15 protein-coding genes and 4 pseudogenes are annotated in these 22,481 nt (G+C 68.0%); 11 read left to right on the top strand and 8 right to left on the bottom strand.

Annotation, left to right across the window (positions count from 1 at the left end):
* Positions 1–2: 2 nt before the first annotated feature.
* The 4 genes and pseudogenes from AAHG09_RS29035 to AAHG09_RS29050 form a co-directional block, all read right to left on the bottom strand.
* Positions 3–1,607, bottom strand: a pseudogene (locus AAHG09_RS29035) (DUF4166 domain-containing protein); the annotation flags it as partial.
* A complete protein-coding gene (locus tag AAHG09_RS29040) occupies positions 1,604–2,323 on the bottom strand; it encodes a DUF4166 domain-containing protein (RefSeq protein ID WP_342111378.1) in 720 nt (239 codons plus the stop codon). The pseudogene AAHG09_RS29035 and the gene AAHG09_RS29040, both read right to left, overlap by 4 nt.
* Before the next feature lie 26 nt (positions 2,324–2,349).
* The gene (locus AAHG09_RS29045) at positions 2,350–2,907 is read right to left on the bottom strand and encodes a GbsR/MarR family transcriptional regulator (RefSeq protein WP_342111348.1); all 558 of its coding nucleotides are present in this window, start codon (positions 2,905–2,907) and stop codon (positions 2,350–2,352) included.
* Positions 2,908–2,967: 60 nt separating this feature from the next.
* The gene (locus AAHG09_RS29050) at positions 2,968–3,231 is read right to left on the bottom strand and encodes an Rrf2 family transcriptional regulator (protein ID WP_342111350.1); all 264 of its coding nucleotides are present in this window, start codon (positions 3,229–3,231) and stop codon (positions 2,968–2,970) included.
* A gap of 240 nt (positions 3,232–3,471) precedes the next feature.
* Between AAHG09_RS29050 and AAHG09_RS29055 the strand changes: the two are divergent.
* From AAHG09_RS29055 to cax, 5 genes and pseudogenes are all read left to right on the top strand, one after another.
* Positions 3,472–3,675, top strand: a pseudogene (locus AAHG09_RS29055) (ArsR/SmtB family transcription factor); the annotation flags it as partial.
* 112 nt (positions 3,676–3,787) lie between these two features.
* On the top strand, positions 3,788–3,961 hold the full coding sequence (locus AAHG09_RS29060) for a metallothionein (protein WP_342111352.1): 174 nt from the start codon (positions 3,788–3,790) through the stop codon (positions 3,959–3,961).
* Complete coding sequence (locus AAHG09_RS29065) at positions 3,906–4,478, top strand: endonuclease/exonuclease/phosphatase family protein (RefSeq protein ID WP_342111355.1); 573 nt, start codon at positions 3,906–3,908, stop codon at positions 4,476–4,478. Before AAHG09_RS29060 ends, AAHG09_RS29065 begins: the two co-directional genes overlap by 56 nt.
* Positions 4,479–4,533: 55 nt before the next feature.
* On the top strand, positions 4,534–5,793 hold the full coding sequence (locus AAHG09_RS29070) for a cation:proton antiporter (protein ID WP_342111356.1): 1,260 nt from the start codon (positions 4,534–4,536) through the stop codon (positions 5,791–5,793).
* A 72-nt stretch (positions 5,794–5,865) separates the two neighbouring features.
* The gene (gene cax / locus AAHG09_RS29075) at positions 5,866–6,933 is read left to right on the top strand and encodes a calcium/proton exchanger (protein WP_342111358.1); all 1,068 of its coding nucleotides are present in this window, start codon (positions 5,866–5,868) and stop codon (positions 6,931–6,933) included.
* Positions 6,934–6,954: 21 nt separating this feature from the next.
* Here the strand turns inward: cax and uvsE are convergent, their stop codons facing one another.
* The 3 genes and pseudogenes from uvsE to AAHG09_RS29090 all read right to left on the bottom strand — a co-directional run bounded on the left by uvsE (position 6,955) and on the right by AAHG09_RS29090 (position 11,340).
* A complete protein-coding gene (gene uvsE, locus AAHG09_RS29080) occupies positions 6,955–8,157 on the bottom strand; it encodes a UV DNA damage repair endonuclease UvsE (RefSeq protein WP_342111361.1) in 1,203 nt (400 codons plus the stop codon).
* Positions 8,154–9,230 carry a single-stranded-DNA-specific exonuclease RecJ gene (locus AAHG09_RS29085; protein ID WP_342111363.1) on the bottom strand — a complete coding sequence of 359 codons (1,077 nt, stop codon included), beginning with the start codon at positions 9,228–9,230 and terminating at the stop codon, positions 8,154–8,156. Before AAHG09_RS29085 ends, uvsE begins: the two co-directional genes overlap by 4 nt.
* Before the next feature lie 304 nt (positions 9,231–9,534).
* Positions 9,535–11,340: pseudogene (locus AAHG09_RS29090) on the bottom strand (glycoside hydrolase family 15 protein).
* Between the two features lie 258 nt (positions 11,341–11,598).
* On the opposite strand from AAHG09_RS29090, the gene AAHG09_RS29095 reads away from it, so the two are divergent.
* The 5 genes from AAHG09_RS29095 (at position 11,599) to AAHG09_RS29115 (ending at position 18,884) form a co-directional block, all read left to right on the top strand.
* A complete protein-coding gene (locus AAHG09_RS29095) occupies positions 11,599–11,847 on the top strand; it encodes a hypothetical protein (protein WP_342111365.1) in 249 nt (82 codons plus the stop codon).
* 213 nt (positions 11,848–12,060) lie between these two features.
* Positions 12,061–13,683, top strand: a complete 1,623-nt coding sequence (locus AAHG09_RS29100) for a hybrid sensor histidine kinase/response regulator (protein WP_342111367.1) — start codon at positions 12,061–12,063, stop codon at positions 13,681–13,683.
* Positions 13,684–13,801: 118 nt separating this feature from the next.
* Positions 13,802–14,707, top strand: coding sequence for an SDR family oxidoreductase (locus AAHG09_RS29105; protein ID WP_342111369.1), 906 nt, complete (start codon positions 13,802–13,804; stop codon positions 14,705–14,707).
* 305 nt (positions 14,708–15,012) lie between these two features.
* Complete coding sequence (locus AAHG09_RS29110) at positions 15,013–17,004, top strand: hybrid sensor histidine kinase/response regulator (protein ID WP_342111371.1); 1,992 nt, start codon at positions 15,013–15,015, stop codon at positions 17,002–17,004.
* Positions 17,005–17,069: 65 nt separating this feature from the next.
* Positions 17,070–18,884, top strand: a complete 1,815-nt coding sequence (locus AAHG09_RS29115) for a cation:proton antiporter (protein WP_342111373.1) — start codon at positions 17,070–17,072, stop codon at positions 18,882–18,884.
* A gap of 50 nt (positions 18,885–18,934) precedes the next feature.
* Here AAHG09_RS29115 and AAHG09_RS29120 read toward each other — a convergent pair whose 3' ends face one another.
* A complete protein-coding gene (locus AAHG09_RS29120; RefSeq protein ID WP_342111376.1) occupies positions 18,935–20,908 on the bottom strand; it encodes an AI-2E family transporter in 1,974 nt (657 codons plus the stop codon).
* Positions 20,909–21,332: 424 nt separating this feature from the next.
* On the opposite strand from AAHG09_RS29120, the pseudogene AAHG09_RS29125 reads away from it, so the two are divergent.
* Positions 21,333–21,966: pseudogene (locus AAHG09_RS29125) on the top strand (tyrosine-type recombinase/integrase).
* The last annotated feature ends 515 nt before the right edge of the window (positions 21,967–22,481 follow it).

Raw genomic sequence — 22,481 nt, forward strand, 5'->3', positions numbered from 1 at the left:
CGGTAGCGTATCAGCAGCCCTACCAGCGGTAGGGCAATGGAAACATCGAAGCGAAATAGCCCTGCCTCCTCCCACTCGCGGGCGGATACGCGGGGCGCTAGGGCCAGGGGCAGGGGCAGCCTCGCGACGGACCAGCCACGCAGCACCATGCGCAGCCCACCGCCCTCGCTGACGAGGCCGAACCGGAAACGGAGCGGCCCGAACCGCTCCACCACGCAGCCCTCCTTCTCGGAGAACTCGCTCGTAAACCGGCGCCCGGAGAACGCGCGCGTCCAGCGTTCCACCCCGTGCGCCGCGCTGAAGCCGACGCGCACGCCATGCTCACCCGCGACCGGCAGCCCGAGGAGCGCGGCGACGGCCCGCGCAACCGGGTGGCGGCCCCGGCGGACGACGGCCCGGCCGTGGGCCCCCGCATCGCGCAGCACGCCGTGCAGGGCCGCCACGGCCGGGGCGAGTTCGGCGAAGCGCGGGCCCATGATGCGCGCGTAGAGCGCCTCGCCTGCGGCCGCCTCCCTCACCTCGTGGCGGATCGACAGGCCCGCGAAGCTCGGGGCGAAATCGCCGAGAGCGAGGGCGGCCCCAGCATCGCGGGCGCCGGGCGCGAGCGAACCGGCCAGGATCCGCTCGGCCAGGATCGCCGCCGGCAGCGTCGGGATTTCCGGGCCATGGCCGTCGGATGCGATGAGGGTCCAGCGCCGCTCGATGCGGCGGTCTTCCACCCGGCCGAACAGCCGGACGATCATGCCCGACCGGTCCGATCCCCAGCGCGTGGTCAGCCGCTGCGCCAGGAGAAGCCAGCGCGCCAGTCCCCGCAGCGAGGAGATCCAGCCCCAGCGCACCGGCCAGCTCGCGCACCAGAGGCCGACCGTCTGCAGCGCGAGTTCGGTGCCGGCCCTGAAGCTGACCGCCGGCCGGCCCGGGAGCCGCTCCGGCAGGAGATCGAGATCCGGGACGTCTGCCAGGGCGAGCCATCGGCGGCCGAGGGACGAACCGTCCGACAGGGCGAACCGCTCGCGCCGCAGCTCCTGCCAACCGATCCCCTCCGACCAGCCCTGGTCGCGCCAGAGCCGGATCGGCCGGCCTACGTAGCTCAGGATGGCGGCGGCGACCGACGTCCCGGCGGTGGCCCGGTTCGAGGCGCTGATCGCGACTTCGACGGCGGTCACGTCGTCCATCCCCTGCGCCAAGTGCCGGGCCACGGCACCGGACAGGGCCGGGACGCTCGATGCGCCGGCCAGGACCGTGACGCCGGCCGCGCGGGCGGCCGCATCGAGGCAGCCGATGCCGGTGACGAAGGCCCGTCCGTCCGCGAGATCGAGGTAGGGGATGGCCGCCGCAATGCAGGCCCGGGGCAGGGCGTAGCCGCTTCCCTGGAAGGGGCCGGCCGCGTCAATCACGAGATCGGGGCGGACCCGCTCCAGCATCGACGCGTCGGCATCGTTGCGGTCTGCCCAAAGGGGGCGGCACGGGGGATGGGCGGCGCAGAACGCCTCGGCGCTGACGAGGCGGCGGCCGGCGACGATCACGTCGTGGTCGGCGGCTGCGAGCCGGCGCGACAGGCGGGCCCCGAAGCCGCCGTATCCGCCGAACACCAGGATCGTGCTCATGTCGCCCGGTCCTGCGGGGCCGTCTCGGCATCCTGGAAGAGCGCTTCCTGCCGGATCAGTTGGCCGAACCAGGGATGCTCGATGTCGAGGATGAACCGGAAGGCGCCCGCCGTCGCGTCGGCGCCGGCATCGGCGTGTGTGACGGTGAGCGCGCCGGGGGTGAGCCAGCTCGGCAGGTGCAGGCGGTGCCCCCGGCAGTCGACGAAGTAGCTATGGCTGCGGAACAGCAGCGCCCCGTCCGAAACCGTGACCGTGAGGGTCATGCCGACGCCCGCTCCGACATGCTCTTCCAGCCCGGTGGGACCGGCGAAACGCTTGACCGAGTGGATCACCTGCGGGAAGCCCGACGCACGGGCGTACAGCCGCGTCCAGATCTGGCCGCCGCCATCCGGATCCTCCGTGACGGTGACGACGCCGGCCCGGCCGGTCTGGCGTTCCAGGGGCAGCGGGCTGCCGACGAGGCGCGTCGCCTGCGCGACGACCCAGCCGAGGCGGCTGATGCGCATCCCGACGATGTGGCCGACATAGACGGCGCTCGCCCCCTGCGTCAGCCGCTTGCCGAAGCGGTGGCGCACGGCCGGCGACAGGCTCGCCCAGTCGCGTTCCGGGAGCAGCGCCCGGAAGCGCAGGTCGAGGAGGTCGCCGGCTGTGTCCGGCGGCCGCTGGACGCCGGGGGTGGGGGACGGCCGTGCATCGGCCCGACGGGCCCGTCTCATCATGGCCACGGGGGCCTCCCTGGTCGTCACTCGATCCTGGCGGGCAGGAACTTCACGATCCGGCCTCCGAGCCGGATCAGCTTGGCCAGGGTCCCCCTGGGCACGTGGAGCATCTGGCCGTACCAGCTCTCCATCGTCTCGGTGAACTCGAGCATGGCGCGCAGGCGCCGCCTCGCGACCATCCCGAGCGCCGGGTCCGCATCGGCCTCGGCCACGCAGGCGCGGAGGGCCGCGATGGCGGGGTCGATCTCGCGCTCCTTGCGGCCGGCGGCGATGCGCGTGATCATTTCCCAGAGGTCGATCTCGGCGACGAAGTGATCGCGGCGCTCGCCCATCACCGGCACGCGCCGGATGAGGTTCCAGCCAAGCAACTCCCGGAGCGAGTTCGAGACGTTCGACCGCGCGATGCCGAGCGTCCCGGCGATGTCCTCGCCGGTGAGCGGATGATCGGACAGGTAGAGGAGCGCGTGGATCTGCGCGACGGAGCGGTTGACACCCCATTGGCCGCCGAGGTCACCCCAGTGCAGCACGAACCGCTCGACCGCGGGGGGGAGAGGTGCCGAGATGTCTGTTGTTTCTGTCATGACAGAAATAAGTGGACGCGCGACTGCGATGTCAAGGGGTGGGATCGTGACGTTCGACGATCACCGACCATGGGTTGTGTTGTGAAGCGGGATGCCTCGGAAAAATGCTTGGGGAACCAAGCGTGCGTGGATGTCGAGAATGATGATCTCGGTCAGGTCGCGCGCGAGGGTCCAGCCGCCGCCGTGCCCGCGCCCGGACCTGACGAACCCCGCCTCGCAAATCCCGGCCATGGTCCGGCGCACGACCACCGGATTGGTCTGCATGACGGCGGCGAGCGCCTCGAAGGTGAGCGGTCCTGGCTCCTCTGCCATGTGCAGCAGCACATGAAGGATCCCGGAAAGGCGACTTCAGTGCCTCATGTATCGATAGACGTTACATTGGTCGTCAACGGTTGATCCGCCTTTTGGCATAAACGCATCCTCTGGATCGCATCCTGCGGTGGGAAGCCGTCAATCAGCCTACGGCGATCCTTAACGGCACGCCCTGAATCAATTAGACATATCAATACACGGGTGTTTGACGTGTCGCAGCCGACAGAAGCGCAGCTAGCGGATGTGGCGGAGGTGTTCCGACTCTTCGGCGAGCCGAACCGTCTTGGGATCGTGCTCGCCTGCCTGAATGAAGCACGGGGTGTCGGGGAGATCGGGGAGAAGTTTGGGCTCCTCCAATCTTTGACTTCGCACTGCCTGCGCCTGTTGCGGACCGCTCGGATCATGCGGGCGACGCGGCACGGGCGGCATGTGGCCTACACAATCGACGACGACCACGTGCGCGATGTGTTGCGCAACATGATCGCCAATTTCGCGAGCCACACGAGCATGCCCACGTCCCAGCCGGTGATGCGGCGGGGTCCCCGAACGAAAGCGAAGGAGAGAACTGATGGCCAGCGTCGATGTCGAGATGGCGAAGTGTGCGTGCGAGGACTGCGAGTGCGTGGTCTTCCTGTCCAAGGCTGTAACCCGCGACGGCAAGGCGTACTGCTGCGATGAGTGCGCCGATGGCCGCAAGGATCACGCCGGGTGCGAGCACGCCGGCTGCATCTTTCACGGCTGACCGAGACCCAGACCGGGGTGCACTTTTAACAGCTACGCATCCTCGTCCGTGTCGTGTCTCGAACTGCAAGAGCGCGCGCTGCCGGCCGAGGCGTGCGCAGCAGTTCAGAACGCCTGGGCGATGCCGGCGAATACGCTGCGCCGCTGAACGCGTCGAGCCGGGCGTCATTGCCGGCGACCTCAACGCGACGCCCTGGGAGATCGCGGTGGAGCGCATGGTCAGGCTGTCCGGGCTGATCGACCCCCGCCGCGGCCGCGGCTACGTCGCGACCTGGAACGCCCATTCGTCTCTATGGCGTTGGCCGCTCGACCACGTCTTCCACGAGGGCGGCTTCACGACGGTCTCGGTCGAGCGCCTCGGCGCCTTCGGCTCGGACCACTTCCCCTATCTCGTGCGCCTGTGCCGCCGGTCCGGCGAAGGCCAGGCGGCGGCGATGCCGCGGGAGGCCGGCGACGTCGCGGCGGCCAACGCGGTGCTCTCGGCCGCCGGCGCCACCGAACGGGTGCGGGCGCGTTGAGCCATCTCTTCGGAAAGCCCCCCGCACCCTCCCGCGGCCTGGGCGGGGGACGCCCGTGATCTCAATCTTCGACCTCTCCGCCCTCTTGCTGACCTTGTCGGCCTTGTTCGGTTGGCTGAATTACCGCTTCCTGCGGATGCAGCATACCATCGGCCTGCTGGTGATGGGGCTGCTCGCCTCCCTCGCGCTGGTAGGCCTGGACGTCGCGTTCCCCGCCCAGCACCTCTACCAGGACCTGACGCAGGTGCTGAGACAGGTCGATTTCACCGACGTCGTGATGAACGGCATGCTGGCATTCCTGCTGTTCGCCGGCGCCATGAGTTTGGACCTGCGGGACCTGCGCGACAGGGCGTGGGCTGTGGCGACGCTCGCGCTCGTCGGCACGTTGATCTCCACCGCCATCGTCGGGGGCGCGTTCTGGTTCGCGGCCGACGCCCTCGGCCAGCCCGTCCCGTTCGCCTGGGCCCTCGTGTTCGGCGCGCTGATCAGCCCGACCGACCCCGTCGCGGTGCTGGCCACGCTGAAGAACGTGAAGGTCCCGGAGGCGCTTGAGGTCGAGATGCAGGGCGAGGCCCTGTTCAACGACGGCATCGGCATCGTGCTGTTCACGGTCCTCGTCGCGTTCGCCGCCGGCTCGGGCGGGGAGGCGACCAGCGCCGGCGGCGTCGCCCGCCTGCTCCTGCAGGAGGCCGGCGGCGGGCTCGTGCTTGGCGTGGTCACGGGCTACGTCGCCTACCGGGCGATGCGGGCCATCGACGACTTTCCGGTCGAGGTGCTGATCACCCTCGCGCTCGTCGCCGGCACATACGCGCTCGCCCAGAAGCTCCACTTCAGCGGCCCGCTCGCGGTCGTGGCGGCGGGGCTGCTGGTCGGCGACCGCGCGCCGCGCGACGCGATGAGCGAGGAGACACAAGGGTATGTGTCGTCTCTCTGGACGCTGATAGACGAGGTGCTGAACTCGGTGCTGTTCCTGCTCATCGGCCTGGAGGTGCTGGTGCTGCGCTTCGCAACGGGCGGGCTCGTGCTCGCCGCGTGCGCCGTCCCCATCGTGCTGGTCGCGCGGCTCGTAGCAGTCTCGACGCCGCTCCTCGCCTTCCGCTGGGGTGGCAACCTCTCGCCCCGCAACGTGCCGTTCCTGACTTGGGCCGGCGTGCGCGGCGGCATCTCCGTGGCGCTGGCCCTGTCCGTCCCGGAGAGCGACGCCAAGCCTGCCATCCTCGCGGCGACCTACGCGGTGGTGCTGTTCACCATCGTCGTCCAGGGCTCGACGCTGGGCATGGTGGCTCGCCGGACCCTGCGCGATGGCGAAAGCTGATATCGGCCCTCGCCTGTCCACGAAACGGTCTTCACCGTCGGTGCCACGTGCGCCAGGAATCGATATCCCGCGATGATCTTCACCATCCTCCTCGTCTCCATCCCGATCTCGGCGGCGTTGGAATATCTGGTCGACGCGCCGCCGCTGACGATCTTCGGGGCCAGCGCCGTCGCCATCGCCGTGCTGGCTGAATGGGTCCGTCGGGCGACCGACCAACTCGCCGACCGGGTCGGCCCCGCCATCGGGGGCCTGCTGACGGTGAGCTTCGGCAGTATCGCCGAACTCGTGCTGGCGCTGTTCGTCCTGATGCGGGGCGAGGCGGCCGTCGTCCAGTCCCAGATCGCCGGCTCGATCATGGGGACCAGCCTTTTCGGGCTAGGCCTCGCCATCATCGTGGGTGGGGCGACCCGGGAGCGGCAGAAGTTCAACCCGGAACGGGCCGGCCTGTTGTCGACCCTCCTCATCCTCGTCGTCATAGCCCTTCTGCTACCGGCCGTGTTCGACGCGAGCGGGCGGATGTCGGGCCACGCGGCCACCATCGGCATCACCGACGAGGAGGTCAGTCTCGGCGTCTCCGTCGTGTTGCTGCTGCTCTACCTCGCCAATCTCGTCTTCACGCTGATCACGCACCGCGACGTCTTCTCGAACGACAAGGGCAGCGGCGAGGCCGAATGGAGCCTCCCGTTCGCCCTCGGGGTCCTCGTCGCCGCGACGGTCGCCATCGCGTTCGAGTCCGAGATGCTGTCGGGGACGATCACCCAGGCGGCGGGGAGCCTGCACCTGTCCCCCATGTTCCTGGGCGTCATCGTCCTTGCCTTGGTGGGGACTGCCGGCGACCTGTTCGCGGCGGCTTGGTTCGCCCGTGAGGACCGAATGGGCCTCGTACTCAACATCTGCATCGGCTCAGCCATTCAGGTCGCCTTGGTGCTGGCCCCGTTGCTAGTCATCATATCCTGGGCGCTTGGCCACCCGATGACATTGGTATTCGCAAACCCGTTACATCTGTTCGCCATCGCCGGGACCGCGTTCATCGTGAATGCCATCGCACGGGATGGAGAAACGACGTGGTTCGAGGGTCTGTTGCTGATCGGCGTCTACGTCTTGTTCGGCCTGGCCTTTTTCTTCGCAGGCCCGGCCTGAGTTCATATGGCTGCAACGTCCTTATCTATGATTGTCCTTATCCCTGATTCCGGGTCCCATGTCGGCTGAACCTCTACTGGCCGCCTGTGCCCGCCCCTCGTCCACGTCGGCTTCATCGTCGGCGTCGACGCCTTCCTCCAGTTGCGCCTCGTCGTCCGTCGCCTCACCGGTGGTGATGCCGAACCGGCCGGCGACGTCGGGGGCGAACCGCAGCAGGTCGGGACGCAGGCGCAGCAGGCTAAGGTCCTTGGACTTGCCCTCCAGCATCACGTCGAAGGTCAGCCCCTCAGCCATCCGCATGAACGTCGCGAACTCGAAAGGGTTGGTGAAGTCGGCATGTCCGGTCCAAACCGGCGGCCGCAACACCGTCTTGACCCGCGCCGTCGCCTTCACCGGTGCCTTCAGAACCTCCTTCGACCCGCGCGATTTCCCTGCCTTGGCCGCTTCGCGTTGTTTCGGGGTGATCTTCTGCTTGACCTCCCGCAACTCGGTGCGGGGCGAGGAGAAGTGCATCTTCGGGCGGACACCGGCCGGCCATGTCGCCAGGAAGCGCTCGAACGTCTCGCGGATGTCGAGCCGCTCAGGGTTCAGGCACCAGAAGTGCTGGTAGTCGAAGATCAATCTGACGCCGGTGCGTTCGTGTATCCATAGGACGTCGGCGGCCGAGAAACGCAGGTCGTCGTTCTCCAGGACCAGACGACGCCTGACGTGCTCCGGGCACTGGTTCCAGCCTTCGATCCAGCGCGCCCGGCTCGCCTCGTGATCGTCGTAGACGCCGCCGACATGGGTGATCATGACGGCCTCGTCGTCGAGCTCCATGCGGTCCAGCATCTCCGCCTGACTGGAGAGGTCCCAGATGCTTTTCCGGGTCAGTTCGGGGTTCGGGGCGTTCAGCAGGATGTACTGAGACGGGTGGAACGACAGCCGGATGTCGTAGGCCCGGGCCTTGGCGCCGAACGCGCGCAACTCGGCGTCGCTCTCGGCCACCATACCGTGGAACTGCGGCATGTCCGGATGGGTCGCATAGGGCGCGATGTCCGAGGACATCCGGTACATGTCGAGGTTCTTCGACTTCAGGTATTCCAGGACGTGGTCCAGCAGTTCGAGCGAGCACTTCAGGTGCGGCCCCTTCTGCCAACGCCGGGTGTCCTGCGACTTGAGGTCCGGTCGGCCCATGACCTTGACCGGGAAGCCCAGCCGGAGGGGACGTTCGTTGCCGGTCATGCGTCCACCTGCGCCTGCGGGAACCCGAGTCCCCGGATGAAGCCGTTCCAATCGGCATTGCGGAGCGCCCCGCCGGTCTCCTGGGCGTGACCATTGCCGTAGCGCCCATCCGCGTTCTCCGGGCGGTGCTCCGCGAGGAAGGCGATGAGGTCGCGCCCGCTCGCCGACCGCGCGGCGAAGTGCACCCAGCCAGGGCAATAGCCCGCGTTGGCGGCGATGACGATCTTGTCCTTGAGGCGCACACGCCATTGCTGCGCCACCAGGGGATGGATCTGGCAGGGCGAGTCGAGCCGGATCAGCGCGACGTCGCCGCCGATTGCGGGCGGGACGCGCTTGGCGACCTCCATGGCGGCGCGAACCTCCGCCTTGGCCGCTTGCAGGGCCAGGGCGTCCGCGTCATCACCCTTGGTGATGCGTTTCGTTCCGTCCGACGCCAGCAGAAGCCTCAGCGCCGGACCGGCATCGGCCGCCGCGGTCCGGCGGGGGGCGTTGACGAGCGACGTGGCATCCCGCAGCGCCGTCTTCCCCCACCGGCTCTGCGCCTCGGCGATCTCCGGGAAGTCGAGGCCCTCCGCCATGTCGCCGATCAGTCCCACGGCCGCCAGCCACAGGAGGTCGGCCTGGTCGCCCAGGGCTCCGGCGGCCCACCATGCCAGAAGGGCGGAGGTAGGCTCGGGGTCGAGACCGTTCCCGCTGATGGTCACGGCACCTTCCGGTTCGCCGGTCGGGACGTGATGGTCGATCACGAGGGTCGGGCAACCCGGCAGGACGGGGTCCGACCGGGTCCCCAGGTCCGCGACGATCAGGCCCCCCGGCCGAAGTTTGGCCAGACGCGCGCCGACGTCCGGGTCCCACGGCGACTCGCCCTTGCCCATGACGACCGGGTTGGCCTCCTTCCCCGCGTGACGGAGTGCCCGGACCAGGATGGCGGCCGCCGTCAGCCCATCCGCGTCGAAGTGGCTGAGCACCACGACGGGCGCATCCGGCCTGAACGTCGGAAGCGCGGTTCGCATGGCTTCCCGTGCGGCCTCGCGCGCGTCCCCGTCCGGCGACAGGCTTCCGACGATACGCATACTCGACGCTTCCCTTTCTCGTACGTCCCTCGGGAATGACACTGCGGCCCCGGCACCACGTGCCTCAGCCGATAGCTAGCCGTCCGTTGCCGCCAACGTTCGAATTCCCGTTTCGACGACGGCCCTGGCCAACATGCCGTGCGTCGGTACCGATGACGGGACGGGTGGGACGAGCGCCCATGCGCCCCCCTCACAGACGGGGACGCCCACATTTTGACCGGGCGTCACGCGCGGTGCGTGCGATCCCGTCGGGTGGAGCCCATGGGTCGGGCCGATGAAGGGGAAGGGACCGATCCCCCCGATTTCACAAGCCCATGCCGGACAAGGTCGCAGCCGACTGGATCAGGGCGAGATGAGTCAAGCCTTGGGGTAGGTTGCCGAGGAACATCCCCGTCGCCGGGTCCGCCATCTCGGAGTACGTCCCCGAGTTGCGGTCCAACGCCGCCACCACGGCCTCGAACTTGGAGGCTCCCTCCCCCGCTCGCCCGAGCAGTGCCAGCGCCTCGACGAGCCAGAACGTGCACGCCAGGAAACAGCCCTCCTCGGCGTCGACCCCGGTGTACCGGTAGTGGTACGGGCCCCGACCGAGATCGCGGTCTATGGCCTCGCAAGTCGCCCGCAGGCGGTCGGGGTTGCCGAACTCGAACCGGACGGCCAGGGCCAGCGAGGCGTCGAGCTTGTCGCTACCCGGATACATCACGTAGGTTTGCCGCCGCTCCGACCAGCAATGCTCGTCGATCCAGGTCGCCACCCGGTCGCGGGCGCGCGCCCAGCGGTCCCTGCAGTTGCCCGGCAGGTGCCCGTCGTCGGCCATCTCGACCGCCCGGGCCAGCGCCTGCCAGCAACTGATCTTCGACCCGGTATAGTGTTGCTGTTCGGGAAGTTCCCAGATGCCGGCATCCTTCATCTTCCAGCGCTCGGCGCACTCGTCGGCCAGCCGCGCCAGCAAAGCGCCGCTGCGCAGGTCGAGCATGCCGCCGTCGGCCACGAACCGCGCCGCCGTCTCGAAGATGTCGCCGTAGATGCCGTGCTGATGCTGCCCGGAAGCCGCGTTTCCCGTCCGTACGGGTCAGGAGTCGCGGTATCCGGGAAGGTCGAGTTCCTCCTCGTCCGAGACGGGCTCGCCGTTCAACGTGTAGAGAACCTGGGCGCCGTGCTCCTCCAGGTGGCGGAAAAGCCAGGTCAGCGCGGCACTGGCCTCGGCGTGGGCTCCGAGCCGGAGGAACGTCTTGATGACGTACCCGGCGTCCCTGACCCAGGCGTAGCGGTAGTCGTAGTTCTTCTTGCCGCCGATACCCTCGGGCAGGGACGTGGTCGCGGCCGCCGCGATGGCGCCGGTGGGCGAGTACAGTAGAAGCTTGAGCGCAAGGGCGCTACGTTCGACCTGCTCGCGGTACCGCCCGGTGTACCCCAGTCCCTCCGTCCACTCCCGCCACGCCTTGCAGGAGACCTCGATGCGCCGGTCGATGTCGGCGACCGGTGCGACCACCAAGGGTTCGTGCTCGCCCGCGAGGATGGCCAGGGTCTCGGCCTGCCCGGCCTCGACCGTCACGCTGGCCCTGATGGCGTGATCGTCCTCCTGTTCCACCACGACGCCGTCACCGTGGCGGAACAGGCCCATCAGTCCGGCGACATGGAAGGCGCTCCCGCTGGCGTTCGACGACAGGAACGGTCCCGCCGTATCCCCGCGGGTGCCGAAGACGAGCTCGACGCGGAAGCGGACGCACCCCTCCAGACCCTCGACGCGTCGCGCGAGCTCCGCCCACGGGAGGCGCCCGGCCGGGCCACTGTTGAGGCTCTCGGTCAACCGGGCCCTTCCCGTGGCGGTGGTGAACACCGTCTCGTGGACGTTGCTGCCGTCGCGATAGCCGATCTCCGCCGTGAACGGCGCGTCCGGCGTCACCGAGAAGTAGCCACCCCCGTTTGGACTCAACAGGCGGTCGAAGAGGGGCGGCGAGTCGAGGTTGGGGCAGCACCACCAGTCTATGGACCCGTCCGCCCCCGAAAGCGCGACCGAGCGGCCCTCGCCCAGGGCCGCGTAGGCTTCCAGCGGAAGGTAGCCGTCCACACGTTCGATGGGTCCGCCGGTGCGGGGAAACGGTTTCGGCACGCGGGCGGCTCCTGACGACGAACCGTCATGATAGGGCGAGCGGCTACGCTTGCAGGTGCGACATTATATGTTTGCGTCGCTGGCTCGCGGGGCCGGCGGGATGGGGGATCCGAGGCGCTTGCGCCGCGCGCCGACGATGGGGCCGTCACGTCGCCATGCGGCATTCACGACCCGGACGTCACGGTGCCTTGCCTCCGACCGACCATGCGTCCCAGGGTGTCGTACCGGGTTGCGTGGGTCTTTCGCGCCATGGAGCGAATGATGCCGAGCTACCACCTACGCCGAATGATGCGATTTACCTGCGGCAAGGACGGCACGGCCTTCGAGCGGGACACCATCATCGCGCCCGACCTTGCCGCAGCCATCGATATCGCGTGTGCCCGCACCGCGACGCCGCCGGGGTTATCGCTCACCGGTTCAACCCTTAGCGCTCCGTCCGGCGCAGTCCTCTGGTCCGCCAAGGCGCTCGCCCTGGGCGGTACGCGCCTATCGCCCACGCACAGCTGAGATCCGATATTCTAGGAACCCAGGGCGTACACGCATGGGAGCGTGCGGTCCCTGGTGTTGTCTCTACGGGCATACAGCCCCGGGACACGGCATTTAGCATCGCGCAATGAACCAGGCTTGACAGTAACGATTGCCGTAGGGTCGCGCCCCCAACGGCACGGCATCGGTCTTGTCGAGGCGTCAGGCGGCTCGGCCCCATCCGAGGAACGCCAGATGCCATCGTCACCGGAAAAGCCGCCGAGCCCCGGCCCGCACACGCCCGTAACGGGCAGCGGTCCGTCCGGCGTCGTCGACCAGCACCATGACATCTTCTTCGCCGCGGTCGAGACGACGCGGATGCCGATGATCGTCACGGACCCGCACCAGCCCGACAACCCGATCATTTTCGTCAATCGCGCCTTCGAGTGCATGACCGCCTACACGCGAGACGAGCTCATCGGGACGAACTGCCGCTTCCTGCAGGGGCCCGAGACCGACCGCGACACGGTCGCCGAGGTCCGCAAGGCCATCGAGGAGCGCCGGGAGTACGCCGCCGAGATCCTGAACTACCGGAAGGACGGCACCTCGTTCTGGAACGCCCTGTTCGTCAGCCCGGTATTCAACCGTTCGGGCGAGCTCGTGTACTTCTTCGGCTCGCAGCTCGACGTCTCCCGTCGGCGGGACGCCGAGGAGAGCCTTCACCAGGCCCAGAAGATGGAGAGCCTCGGGCAGTTGGGGGGTATCGCGCACGACTTCAACAACCTGCTGCAGGTCATCTCCGGCCACAACGAGGTGATGCTGGCGCTGATCGACCATCCTACCATCGACGTCGCCCGCATGCGCCGGGCGGGCGAGGCGGTGCGCGACGCGTCCGAGCGGGCCGCCAAGCTGACCCACCAGCTCCTGGCCTTCTCGCGCAAGCAGCGGCTTGAAGGACGTCTGCTCAACCTCAATGGCCTCGTGGAGGGCATGGGCGAAATGGCCTCGCGCGCCATGGGCGACCATGTCGTGATCGAGACCGACCTCGCCTCCGAGCTATGGACTTGCCGGGTCGACCCTACCCAGGCCGAGGTCGCGCTGCTCAACGTCCTGATCAATGCCCGCGACGCAATGCCGGCCGGTGGCACCGTGACGGTCAAGACCGCGAACCGGGTCATCGACGACGAGGACACCGTCGCGTTCAAGGGGCTACCCGAGGGGGCCTACGTCACCGTCTCGGTCACCGACGCCGGCACGGGCATGCCGCCCGAGATCCTGTCCCGGGTGATGGAGCCGTTCTTCACGACCAAGGGCGAGGGCAAGGGGACCGGCCTCGGTTTGGCGATGGTCTACGGCTTCGCCAAGCAGTCCGGTGGGTCGGTGGTGATCTACTCGGAAGTCGGCGAGGGCACCACGGTGCGCCTCCTGTTCCCCGCCGTCGACCAGAATGCCGAGGTCGAGCACAAGCCCTCGCAGCGCGCCGCCGACCGTCATGGGACGGAGACGGTACTCGTCGTTGACGACCGACCCGACGTCGCGGCGACCGCCGGCACAATCCTGGAGGATTTCGGCTACAAGGTCACGGTCGCGCACGGACCGGGCGAAGCCCTGGAGGTGCTCGACGGCGAGGCCCGGATCGACCTGCTGTTCACCGACCTGATCATGCCCGGCGGCATGAACGGCGTGATGCTGGCCAGGGCAGCCAGGGAGCGCCAACCCCGGATCAAGGTCTTGTTGACCACCGGCTACGCCGAGGCGTCCCTGGAGCGCACCGATACCGGCGGCACCGAGTTCGAGGTGATCAACAAGCCGTACAAACGGATGGAGCTTGCCCGACGCGTGCGTCGGGTCATCGATGGGCCGACCGGCGTCGGCTGAACCCGCACCTGGTTCGTCGGAACGGCAGGAACCTCACCGGCGACGGCGGATTGAGATGCTTCGCGCCTGGATGGGACAGTCGTCACCCCCGCCATTCATCTCAAGCACAGGGTTACCGATGAGCGATGCCGCCGACGCGCGCCTGAAGATGCAGGACCCGCGCACCCAGTACCCGCAGCCACCGTTCCCGCGGCAGCCGCAGGAGGCGCCGGGCCTCGCGCGAGCGATGGACCCCAAGCCCGATCACGGCGAGACCAGCTACCGGGGTCATGGCCGACTGGAAGGTCGGAAGGCCTTGGTGACGGGCGCCGACTCCGGTATCGGACGTGCTGCCGCCATCGCCTTCGCCCGCGAGGGCGCAGACGTGGCTCTCAGCTTCGTCGAGGAGGAGATGCCGGACGCGCAGGACGTCGCTAAGCTCATCGAGGCCGAGGGCCGCAAGGCGGTGCTTCTGCCGGGCGACATTACCGACAAGGGCTTCTGCGAGGCGCTGGTGAAGAAGGCCGTCGCCGACTTGGGTGGCCTCGACATCCTGGTCAACAATGCCGGCAAGCAGACGAACCAGAAAGACATCGGCGACATCACGGACGAGCAGTTCGACCGGACGCTTAAGACCAACCTCTACGCCATGTTCTGGATTACGAAGGCGGCCCTGCCGCATATGCCGGCTGGCGCATCGATCATCAATACGGCGTCGGTCGTGGCCTACACCCCGCCCAAGATCCTCGTCGACTACGCGACCACCAAGGCCGGCATCGTGGCCTTCTCGAAGGCCTTGGCCAAGCAGCAGGTCGCGAATGGCATCCGGGTGAACGCGGTGGCACCTGGCCCGTTCTGGACGGCGCTGCAGCCCTCGGGCGGGCAGCCGCAGGAGGCGGTCGAGAAGTTCGGTTCCGAGGTGCCCCTGGGCCGTCCCGGCCAGCCTGTCGAGCTTGCGCCCGTCTACGTGTTCCTCGCGAGCCAGGAGGCGAGCTACGTCACCGGCGAGGTCTACGGCGCGACGGGTGGCAACGGCACCGCTTGACCTGACGTTTGACTGCCCGGACTGCTGCCCCCCGCGAAACGGGAGGCAGCAGACCGGTTTTGGCGTTTCAAACGTCGGTGGCCACGAATGGAGGGGTGGGTATTCATCGGCAATTCGACCGACTGCAGGACCGTATGGCCGACGAACCTTCCACGCCATCTCCCGACCGGTCGGGCCGATGACCGTCCGCCCCCGCCGCGAGGTCGGGACTGCCGATGGGACATCGTCGGGGTACCCTTGTGCCGTTGCCCCGGGCGCCAACCCGGCTCCTTTGCAAAGCCGGCACGACGTGACACCTATCGGCGATGAGCGGCTTGCATGACCTGATCGGGATACTCACGCGGCACCGTCCGTCGGCGGGTGTCCGTTACGGCATCCCGCTGCTGGCGGTCGGCGTCATGACGTTCGTGCGCTACCTCGCACCTACCTACGTCGCCCCTTTCCTCCTCTACATCCCGGTCCTTTTGGCCGGAAGCCTCGCCTACGGGCGGGGGGCCGGCGCGCTCGTCCTCGCGATCTCGACCCTGATCGCCACGTGGTTCTACACGCGGGACGGCGACCTGGGCGGCGTGGACGTCTCCCTGCTGTGCCAGTACGTGGCGGTCGGCGGGGTGATGGTTTGGATCTGCGACGCCCTGCGCCGTTCCGTGGCCCGCAACGATGCGACGCTCGAAAGCCTCGACGCCGCAAACCAAGTCCTCCTCCGCAACCAAGCGGAACTGACCGACGCGAACGCTCGGGCGCAAGCCGCGAAGGAGGCCGCGGAGGAACACAGCCGTGCCAAGAGCCGCTTCCTGGCGAACATGAGCCACGAGCTTCGGACGCCCCTGTCCGCGGTCATCGGCTACTCCGAGATGCTGGAGGAGGAAGCCGAGGAACTCGGCCAGGACGTCCTCCTGAAGGATCTCGGGAAGATCAAGTCGAACGCCAAGCACCTCCTCGGGCTGATCAACGACGTGCTCGACCTGTCCAAGGTCGAGGCCGAGAAGATGGATCTCTATCCCGAGGATATCGACGTCGCCGCGTTCGCCACCGACGCCGCAGGCACCGTGGACGCCCTGGTCGCCAAGAAGGGCAACGTGCTTACCCTCGATATCGCCGGGGATGTCGGTCAGGCCCGAACGGACGCGGTGAAGCTGCGTCAGTGCCTTTTCAACCTTCTCTCGAACGCCGCCAAGTTCACCGAATCCGGTACCATCACCCTGAGTGTCATTCGCGAGGATGGTAAGGGCGCCGATTGGCTTCGGTTCACCGTGGAGGACACCGGCATCGGGATGACGCCGGAACAGGTCGGGCGGCTGTTCGAGCGTTTCACCCAGGCCGACGAGACCACCACGCGCAAGTTCGGCGGGACGGGTCTCGGGTTGGCGCTGAGCCGGGCCTTCGCACGACTGCTCGGCGGCGACATCACGGTCGCCAGCGTCGAAGGCCAAGGCACGACCTTCACCTTGCGGATACCGGCCCTGGCTCCCGAACACGTTGCGGGGGAGGTTCCGACGGCGGCGCCGGAGAACCTGTCCGGCACCGAGGACCTCGTGCTCGTGATCGATGACGAGGCCAACCAGCGCGAGTTGATGACGCGCTTCCTCGAACGACAGCGCTTCGCCGTGCGTACGGCGACCGACGGACGGACGGGACTCGACCTCGCGCGGTCGTTGAAGCCGAGGGCCATCCTGCTCGACGTGATGATGCCCGACATGGACGGCTGGTCCGTTCTCGCCGCCCTGAAGGCGGACGCCGAGACCGCCGGCATCCCCGTGGTGATGGTCAGCTTCGTCGCCGATGCCGCCCTGAGCGCCTCCCTCGGTGCGGTCGAGGCGGTGCCCAAGCCCGTGGACTGGACGCGGCTCCGCACGATCCTGGACCAGTTCAGGGCGGCCGACGGCGATGTGCTCGTGGTCGACGACGACGCGGACATGCGCCATCGCCTCCGTACGGTGTTGGAGCGCGATGGCTGGAGCGTCCGCGAGGCCGGGAACGGCCAGGAGGCGCTCGATCAGGTCCGGCACGGGGCGCCACGCCTCGTGCTGCTGGACCTGACCATGCCGGTGATGGACGGGTTCTCGTTCCTCGACCGCCTGCGCGTTCTGCCTGGATGCGCCGAGGTGCCCGTCGTGGTGCTGAGCGCGCGTGACGTGACCAGGGCCGAGCGCGCCCGGCTCGCCGAGGCCGACCGCGTCTTGCGCAAGGGGGACACGAGCCTGCAGGACATCGCCACCGAGTTGCGCAAGCTCGACAACCGTCAAGCCGAAGCCGGCCGGACGCCCCTGGTCGGGACCGCGCCGGGAACCTCATAGGCTTCATCTCGTCGAGGCATCGATCCGGCGTTGGGTTCGCCCGGGGGGAACGAATGGAACACGGTTTGGCCACTGCCGTCCTCTGCATCGTTGGCGGTGGCATCGCCGCACAGGTGCTGGCCGCGCGCCTACGCATCCCCGCCATCGTGCTGCTGCTCGCGCTCGGGTTCCTGGTGGGCCCCATCCTCGGCCTGCTGCACCCGACCCACGACTTCGGGGAGAACCTACGTCCGCTGATCGGACTGGCGGTTGCCATCGTGGTGTTCGAGGGTGGCCTCGCCCTCGACTTCCGCGAACTCAGGGCCGCGGGGGAGGGCGTGCTCCGCCTCACCGCCTTCGCGCTGCCGGTCAACTTCGTCCTTGGCACCCTCGCCGCCCATCTCATCGGCGGGATGATGTGGGGGGCCGCCTCGGTGTTCGGCGCCATCCTCGTCGTGACGGGCCCGACGGTGATCCTGCCCCTGTTGCGCCACGCGCGCCTTGAGCGACGCTCGGCGGCGTTCCTGAAGTGGGAGGCCATCGTCAACGACCCGGTGGGGGCCATCCTCACGGCGGTCGTCATCGAGATCCTCGTCGGCGTGCCGCACGGCGCTGACGAGACCCCGGCGGTCGCCCTGGCGTTCCACCTCGCCGAGGGCGTGCTCGTGGCAAGCGGCCTCGGTGTCGGCTTCGCACTCGCGGTAGCCTGGTCGTTCCGGCGCGATCTCGTCCCGGAGACGCTCAAGACGCCCGTGCTGCTGGCCCTTGCCCTCGTTGCCTACGTCGTCCCGAACCTACTCATGCACGAGGCCGGGTTGATCGGCGCCACCGTGTTCGGCATCGCCCTGGCCAACCGGCACGTGCCAGGCCTCGCGGAGTTGCGTCGGTTCAAGGAGGCGCTCGTCGTCCTCCTAGTGTCCTGCCTGTTCGTGGTGCTGACCGCCGACCTCGACCTCGGCGTCCTCGGTAAGCTTTCCCTTCCCATCCTCGGCCTGACGGCCGCCATCCTCTTCGCAGTCCGCCCGGCCGCCATCTGGCTGGCGACGCTGGGCAGCGACCTGACGCGGGGCGAGCGCCTGTTCGTAGGCTGGATCGGCCCACGCGGGATCGTCGCGGCCGCGGTCGCGGGCCTGGCCGGCCCCCGTCTGACTGAGGCCGGCTACACCGGCGGCGACCTGATCCAGCCCACGGTGTTCGCCGTCATCGTTGCCACCGTCATCCTCCATGGCTTCTCGCTTGGCCCGCTGGCCCGACGGTTGGGCCTGTCGACCGCGACCGAGACCCAAAGGCTCGCAATCGTGGGGGCGTCCCCGTGGGCGAGCGACATGGTCGTCGCATTGCATCGCGCGGGGGTGCCGGTGGTGCTGATCGACACCTACCCCGGCGCGCTCCAGACCGCACGTGACGCGGGCGTGCCGACCCTGCAGGCCGAGCTCCTCTCCCGCCATGCTGAGGAAAGCTTGGCCGACCATCCCCCGGACCACCTTCTCGCGGCGACTCGGGACGAGCTCTACAACGCGCTGGTGTGCACCCGGTTGGCCCCCGAGATCGGGCGGGAGCGGGTCTACCAACTGGCGCTGTCGGCAGATCATCTTTTGCACGAGGACACAGGCGTCAGCCGCGACGCCCGCGGCAAGGTCATGGGTGATGGGAGTATGGACTTCGATGCGCTGGCCGGGCGGCACGGCGCCGGCTGGCGGTTCGGAGTCGTCCCGGCAAACGCGGGAGACCGGACCTCCGCGCTCGACCTACTGACCATCAAGGCGGACGGAACGGTGGAATTCCTTTCCGTTGACCACGAGCATGCCGACCCAGAGGAGGGGGACCGCGTGCTTGCCCTGGTCACGCCGGACATCCCGTCCATCGGCATGACGGCGCGACCGCTGACGGCGTCCGCCTGACAATCGGCGTGGCTACGGCCACAGACGCGGGGGGATACGATGACGGGTCGTCAAACCACCCGCATCATGGCAGGTGAACCCCTGACCGGCGACGAACCGGCGGCGACCTTGAGACAGGCATCGACGGCTTCGCGCAGCGACGAGACGTAGGCGTCCGCGCCGACCTCCCGACCGAGCGCCGCGTCGGTGAGCACCTTCTCGCCGACTGGCCATAGCCCCACCAAGATGGGGATACCCGGTGCGCGCCGCTTCAAACGCTCCAGCAGGTAGCGCAGATGCGAGGGGTTCCCGGTGATGTCGAGGTACGAGATGCACACCATCGCCACGCCGGCGAGGTCGAGCTCTCGGATGCCCTCGCGCGAGGCGGACTGGTACGAGGTCACGCGCGCGCCGAGCCCGTGCTTGCGCAGCAACTGAGCCAGCATCGCCGAGGACGCTTCGTCGAGGGGCCCGCGACCGGCCAGGCACAGCACCGGTGCCTCGCCCCGCCACGCCTCGGGAAGGGCATCCCGGGGCGGAGCCTGGGCCGGCACCGCCTCGGTCTTCGTATGCGCGCGTTCTGCCAGCGTCGGGGTATCGGATGGGTTCACCGCCTTGTCATCGACGGCCGGCTCGACATCGTCGTGGCCTTCGAAGTCCTCCACCAGGGAACGGGCCGAGGCGCGGATGTTCTCTAGCTGGGCGGGGGTGACCACCCCGCGGGCGTGGTCGTTGGCGGCGAGCTGCAGTCCCTTGAGCGCCACCTCGTCGTAGTAAGATGACAGGGAGCGGTCCTTCAACATGCCCTCGGCGACCTCCCGGACCTCGTCCGGGTCGCCGGCGAGCATGCGCTGATAGAAGTTCTCCACCGGCGTCAGCGGCGGGCGATCACCGAGCAGCACGTCGAAGAATTCCAGGCTGTCCACGTGCCGACCGAGCACGACGAGGCAGACGGTGAACGGGGTCGCCAGGATCAGGCCGATGGGCCCCCACAGGAAGCCCCAGAACAGCGTCGAGACGATCACCGCGAAGGGTGAAAGCCCGGTGGAGTGGCCGTACAGCAGCGGCTCGATCACCTGTCCGAAGATCGGCTCGGCGACCAGGAACAGCGCCGCGGTCGCGATCACCATCGACCAGCCCGGATCGACCGCAGCCGCCAGCGCGACCGGGAACACGCCCGAGACGATAGCGCCGATGTACGGGATGAAACGCATGATCGCCGACAAGACGCCCCACAGCAGCGGGTTGGGCACGCCGATGAACCAGAGGCCGACGCCGACGATGATGCCGAAGGCGGCATTCATACCGAGCTGCGCCAAGAAGTAGGTGCCGAGCCGACCTGCCGCGTCGTCCATGGCCACCGTCGTGCGGTGCAGGTCGCTCGACCCGAACAGACGGATCATGCGGTTGCGCAGGTCTTCCCGCTGCAGCAGCAGGAACACGACGACGACGAGGACGATGCCGATGTCGGTCAGCGGCGAGACGACCGGGCCGAGGACTTTCTCGGCTAGCGCCAGGGGCGAGGGCTCCGGTTCCTGCACGCGCACGAGTTGCGCCTTCGGCGTGTCGCCCGTCGGTCCGGTCTCGGCCGTGGTACCGGCGGCGTCGGCCTTCTGCGTGACGTCCTGGACCTGATGGTTGAACTTCTGAAGAAGCTTGTTCGCCTCGCCGAACCAGCCCTGCTGCAGGCCGGCGAACTTCTTCTGCACGGTCGACTGGTACTGAGGCAAGTTGCCAGCGAGCCCGGCCACCTGGGTGCCAATGACCGCCCCGATGCCGCCGAGAACTCCCAGCGCCAGCAGGACGGCAACAATGACGGACGGCACGCGCCCGAGCTTGATCCGGCGCAGCAGGTTGACCACGGGCGCCAGCACGAAGCTGAGCAGGATGGCCAGGACGAGAGGGACGAACACCTCGCGGCCGAAGTACAGTGCGGCGACCAGCACGACGCCGACGGCGAGTGTCAGAAGTCCGCGCAGGCCCGGCACGAGCGGCGGAGGCACTTGGGCGGGCGGCTTCACGGCGTCCGGCACAGCGGTTGGCATACGCAAACTCCCTGCTGCCTAGCACCCGACAGCTTCCCCATAACGTCGTTACCCTCGTTTCGTCTCCCGTAATGTCCAGCCGGATGTGCGATAAATCTCGGATTGATGCATAGCCCGCAACACAGAAAAGAACTCTCGGCCGGCATCTTCCTCCCCGATCATCTGTCGATAGTAGGGGGGCGCTTGGCGTGGGCAGGCGGCAAGGTCCGCTTTAGGGTCATTGCGTCCGACCCCTGAGTGACCGAGTTGGGCGCAACACTGCCATAGCAGCATCGGGACACACGACCGCTTTCGGGATCCGCACGGCCACGCGTGAACGACTGGGTTGGGTCGCGTGCGGAACGTCCGCATACGGCCCCATCACCGGAGCATCAGTTCGGGTGTCTCCTCGCCTCGTCGGCATAGGCCGGCGAGGAGACAGACGATGGGACATTCTGCACACGATCCGGCCGTCAAAGGACGGCCGGCCTGGAATGCTGGCCGCAAGCTTGGCGCCAAACGGGCCCTCAAACCTCAGCAGGTTTGGGCCGTCCGGTTCTGGCTCGACCGCGAACGGCGCACACGCAACCGGGCAATGTTTGATCTCGCCATCGACAGCAAGCTGCGCGGCTGCGACATCGTCAAGCTAAAGATCGGCGATCTTGTCAGCGGCGGTCGCGTTCGTAGCCGGGCGATCGTCATCCAGCGCAAGACCAGCCGACCGGTGCAGTTCGAATTGCTCGAACCCGCGCGATCCAGCATCCTCGCATGGCTGGAGGCCAGGGGTGGTACGCTCGACGACTACGCCTTCCCCAGTAGGCTCGACGGCGTCACGCACATCAGCACCAAGGCAGTATGCGCGCTTGGTCGATGAGTGTGTCACGGGCATCGGGCTGCGCAGCGAGGATTATGGCACCCACTCCCTCCGCCGCACGAAGGCATCGTTAATCTACAAGCGAACTGGCCACCTGCGTGCCGTCCAGATCCTACTCGGCCATACCAAGATCGAGAACACGGTCAGATACCTCGGCGTCTACGTCGAGGATGCCCTGACCTTGGCAGAGGGAACTGAGATTTGAGCATTCGGCCCCTCGGCTTTTGTGTCGAGGGGCTTCGGAACCGGTCCGGCAGCAAAGCGCCCATCTCAGTCATTCAGATGGCTCTGACGACGTTCTGTAAGCGGACGCTACTGGCTGCGGTCGGCCATTCGCTTGAGGGTACCCTACGGAACGGTACGCCGCGGTCGGGTTTGCGTTCAGCTGGGCGCCCGTCCCCAAAACGGTCATTTATGCCGTCCCCAAAACGGTCATTTATGCCGTCCCGAAGACGAGGTTCGCGATTGCGTTCGACCTTTGGGTACGGGCGCCGACGCGACCGCAACCTAGCGTGCTGGTTGAGGAAAGACAGCGACCGGCCCGGCGTCCTCCAAGGCTCATGGCCTTCGATGACCACGTGTCAGTCCGGCCCTACCAGACGAGTAAGCCGATTGTGGTGGGAGAACGACATCGACCCGATGGGATTAGCCGTCCGAGACATGCACCCACTGGGGTGCCCTAAAACTTCGATCAGGGAGGGATCATGAACGCTGAACCCG

The organism is Methylobacterium guangdongense, assembly GCF_038442355.1.
GTDB classification, from domain to species: Bacteria; Pseudomonadota; Alphaproteobacteria; order Rhizobiales; family Beijerinckiaceae; genus Methylobacterium; species Methylobacterium guangdongense.

Excerpts from the sequence above, each read along its gene's own strand:
- AAHG09_RS29045 (WP_342111348.1), bottom strand. The coding sequence starts at position 2,907 with ATGACAGAAACAACAGACATCTCGGCACCTCTCCCCCCCGCGGTCGAG.
- AAHG09_RS29120 (WP_342111376.1), bottom strand. The coding sequence starts at position 20,908 with ATGCCAACCGCTGTGCCGGACGCCGTGAAGCCGCCCGCCCAAGTGCCT.
- AAHG09_RS29085 (WP_342111363.1), bottom strand. The coding sequence starts at position 9,230 with ATGCGTATCGTCGGAAGCCTGTCGCCGGACGGGGACGCGCGCGAGGCC.
- AAHG09_RS29060 (WP_342111352.1), top strand. The coding sequence starts at position 3,788 with ATGGCCAGCGTCGATGTCGAGATGGCGAAGTGTGCGTGCGAGGACTGC.
- AAHG09_RS29100 (WP_342111367.1), top strand. The coding sequence starts at position 12,061 with ATGCCATCGTCACCGGAAAAGCCGCCGAGCCCCGGCCCGCACACGCCC.
- AAHG09_RS29105 (WP_342111369.1), top strand. The coding sequence starts at position 13,802 with ATGAGCGATGCCGCCGACGCGCGCCTGAAGATGCAGGACCCGCGCACC.
- AAHG09_RS29040 (WP_342111378.1), bottom strand. The coding sequence starts at position 2,323 with ATGAGACGGGCCCGTCGGGCCGATGCACGGCCGTCCCCCACCCCCGGC.
- AAHG09_RS29095 (WP_342111365.1), top strand. The coding sequence starts at position 11,599 with ATGATGCCGAGCTACCACCTACGCCGAATGATGCGATTTACCTGCGGC.
- AAHG09_RS29065 (WP_342111355.1), top strand. The coding sequence starts at position 3,906 with ATGGCCGCAAGGATCACGCCGGGTGCGAGCACGCCGGCTGCATCTTTC.
- uvsE (WP_342111361.1), bottom strand. The coding sequence starts at position 8,157 with ATGACCGGCAACGAACGTCCCCTCCGGCTGGGCTTCCCGGTCAAGGTC.
- cax (WP_342111358.1), top strand. The coding sequence starts at position 5,866 with ATGATCTTCACCATCCTCCTCGTCTCCATCCCGATCTCGGCGGCGTTG.
- AAHG09_RS29110 (WP_342111371.1), top strand. The coding sequence starts at position 15,013 with ATGAGCGGCTTGCATGACCTGATCGGGATACTCACGCGGCACCGTCCG.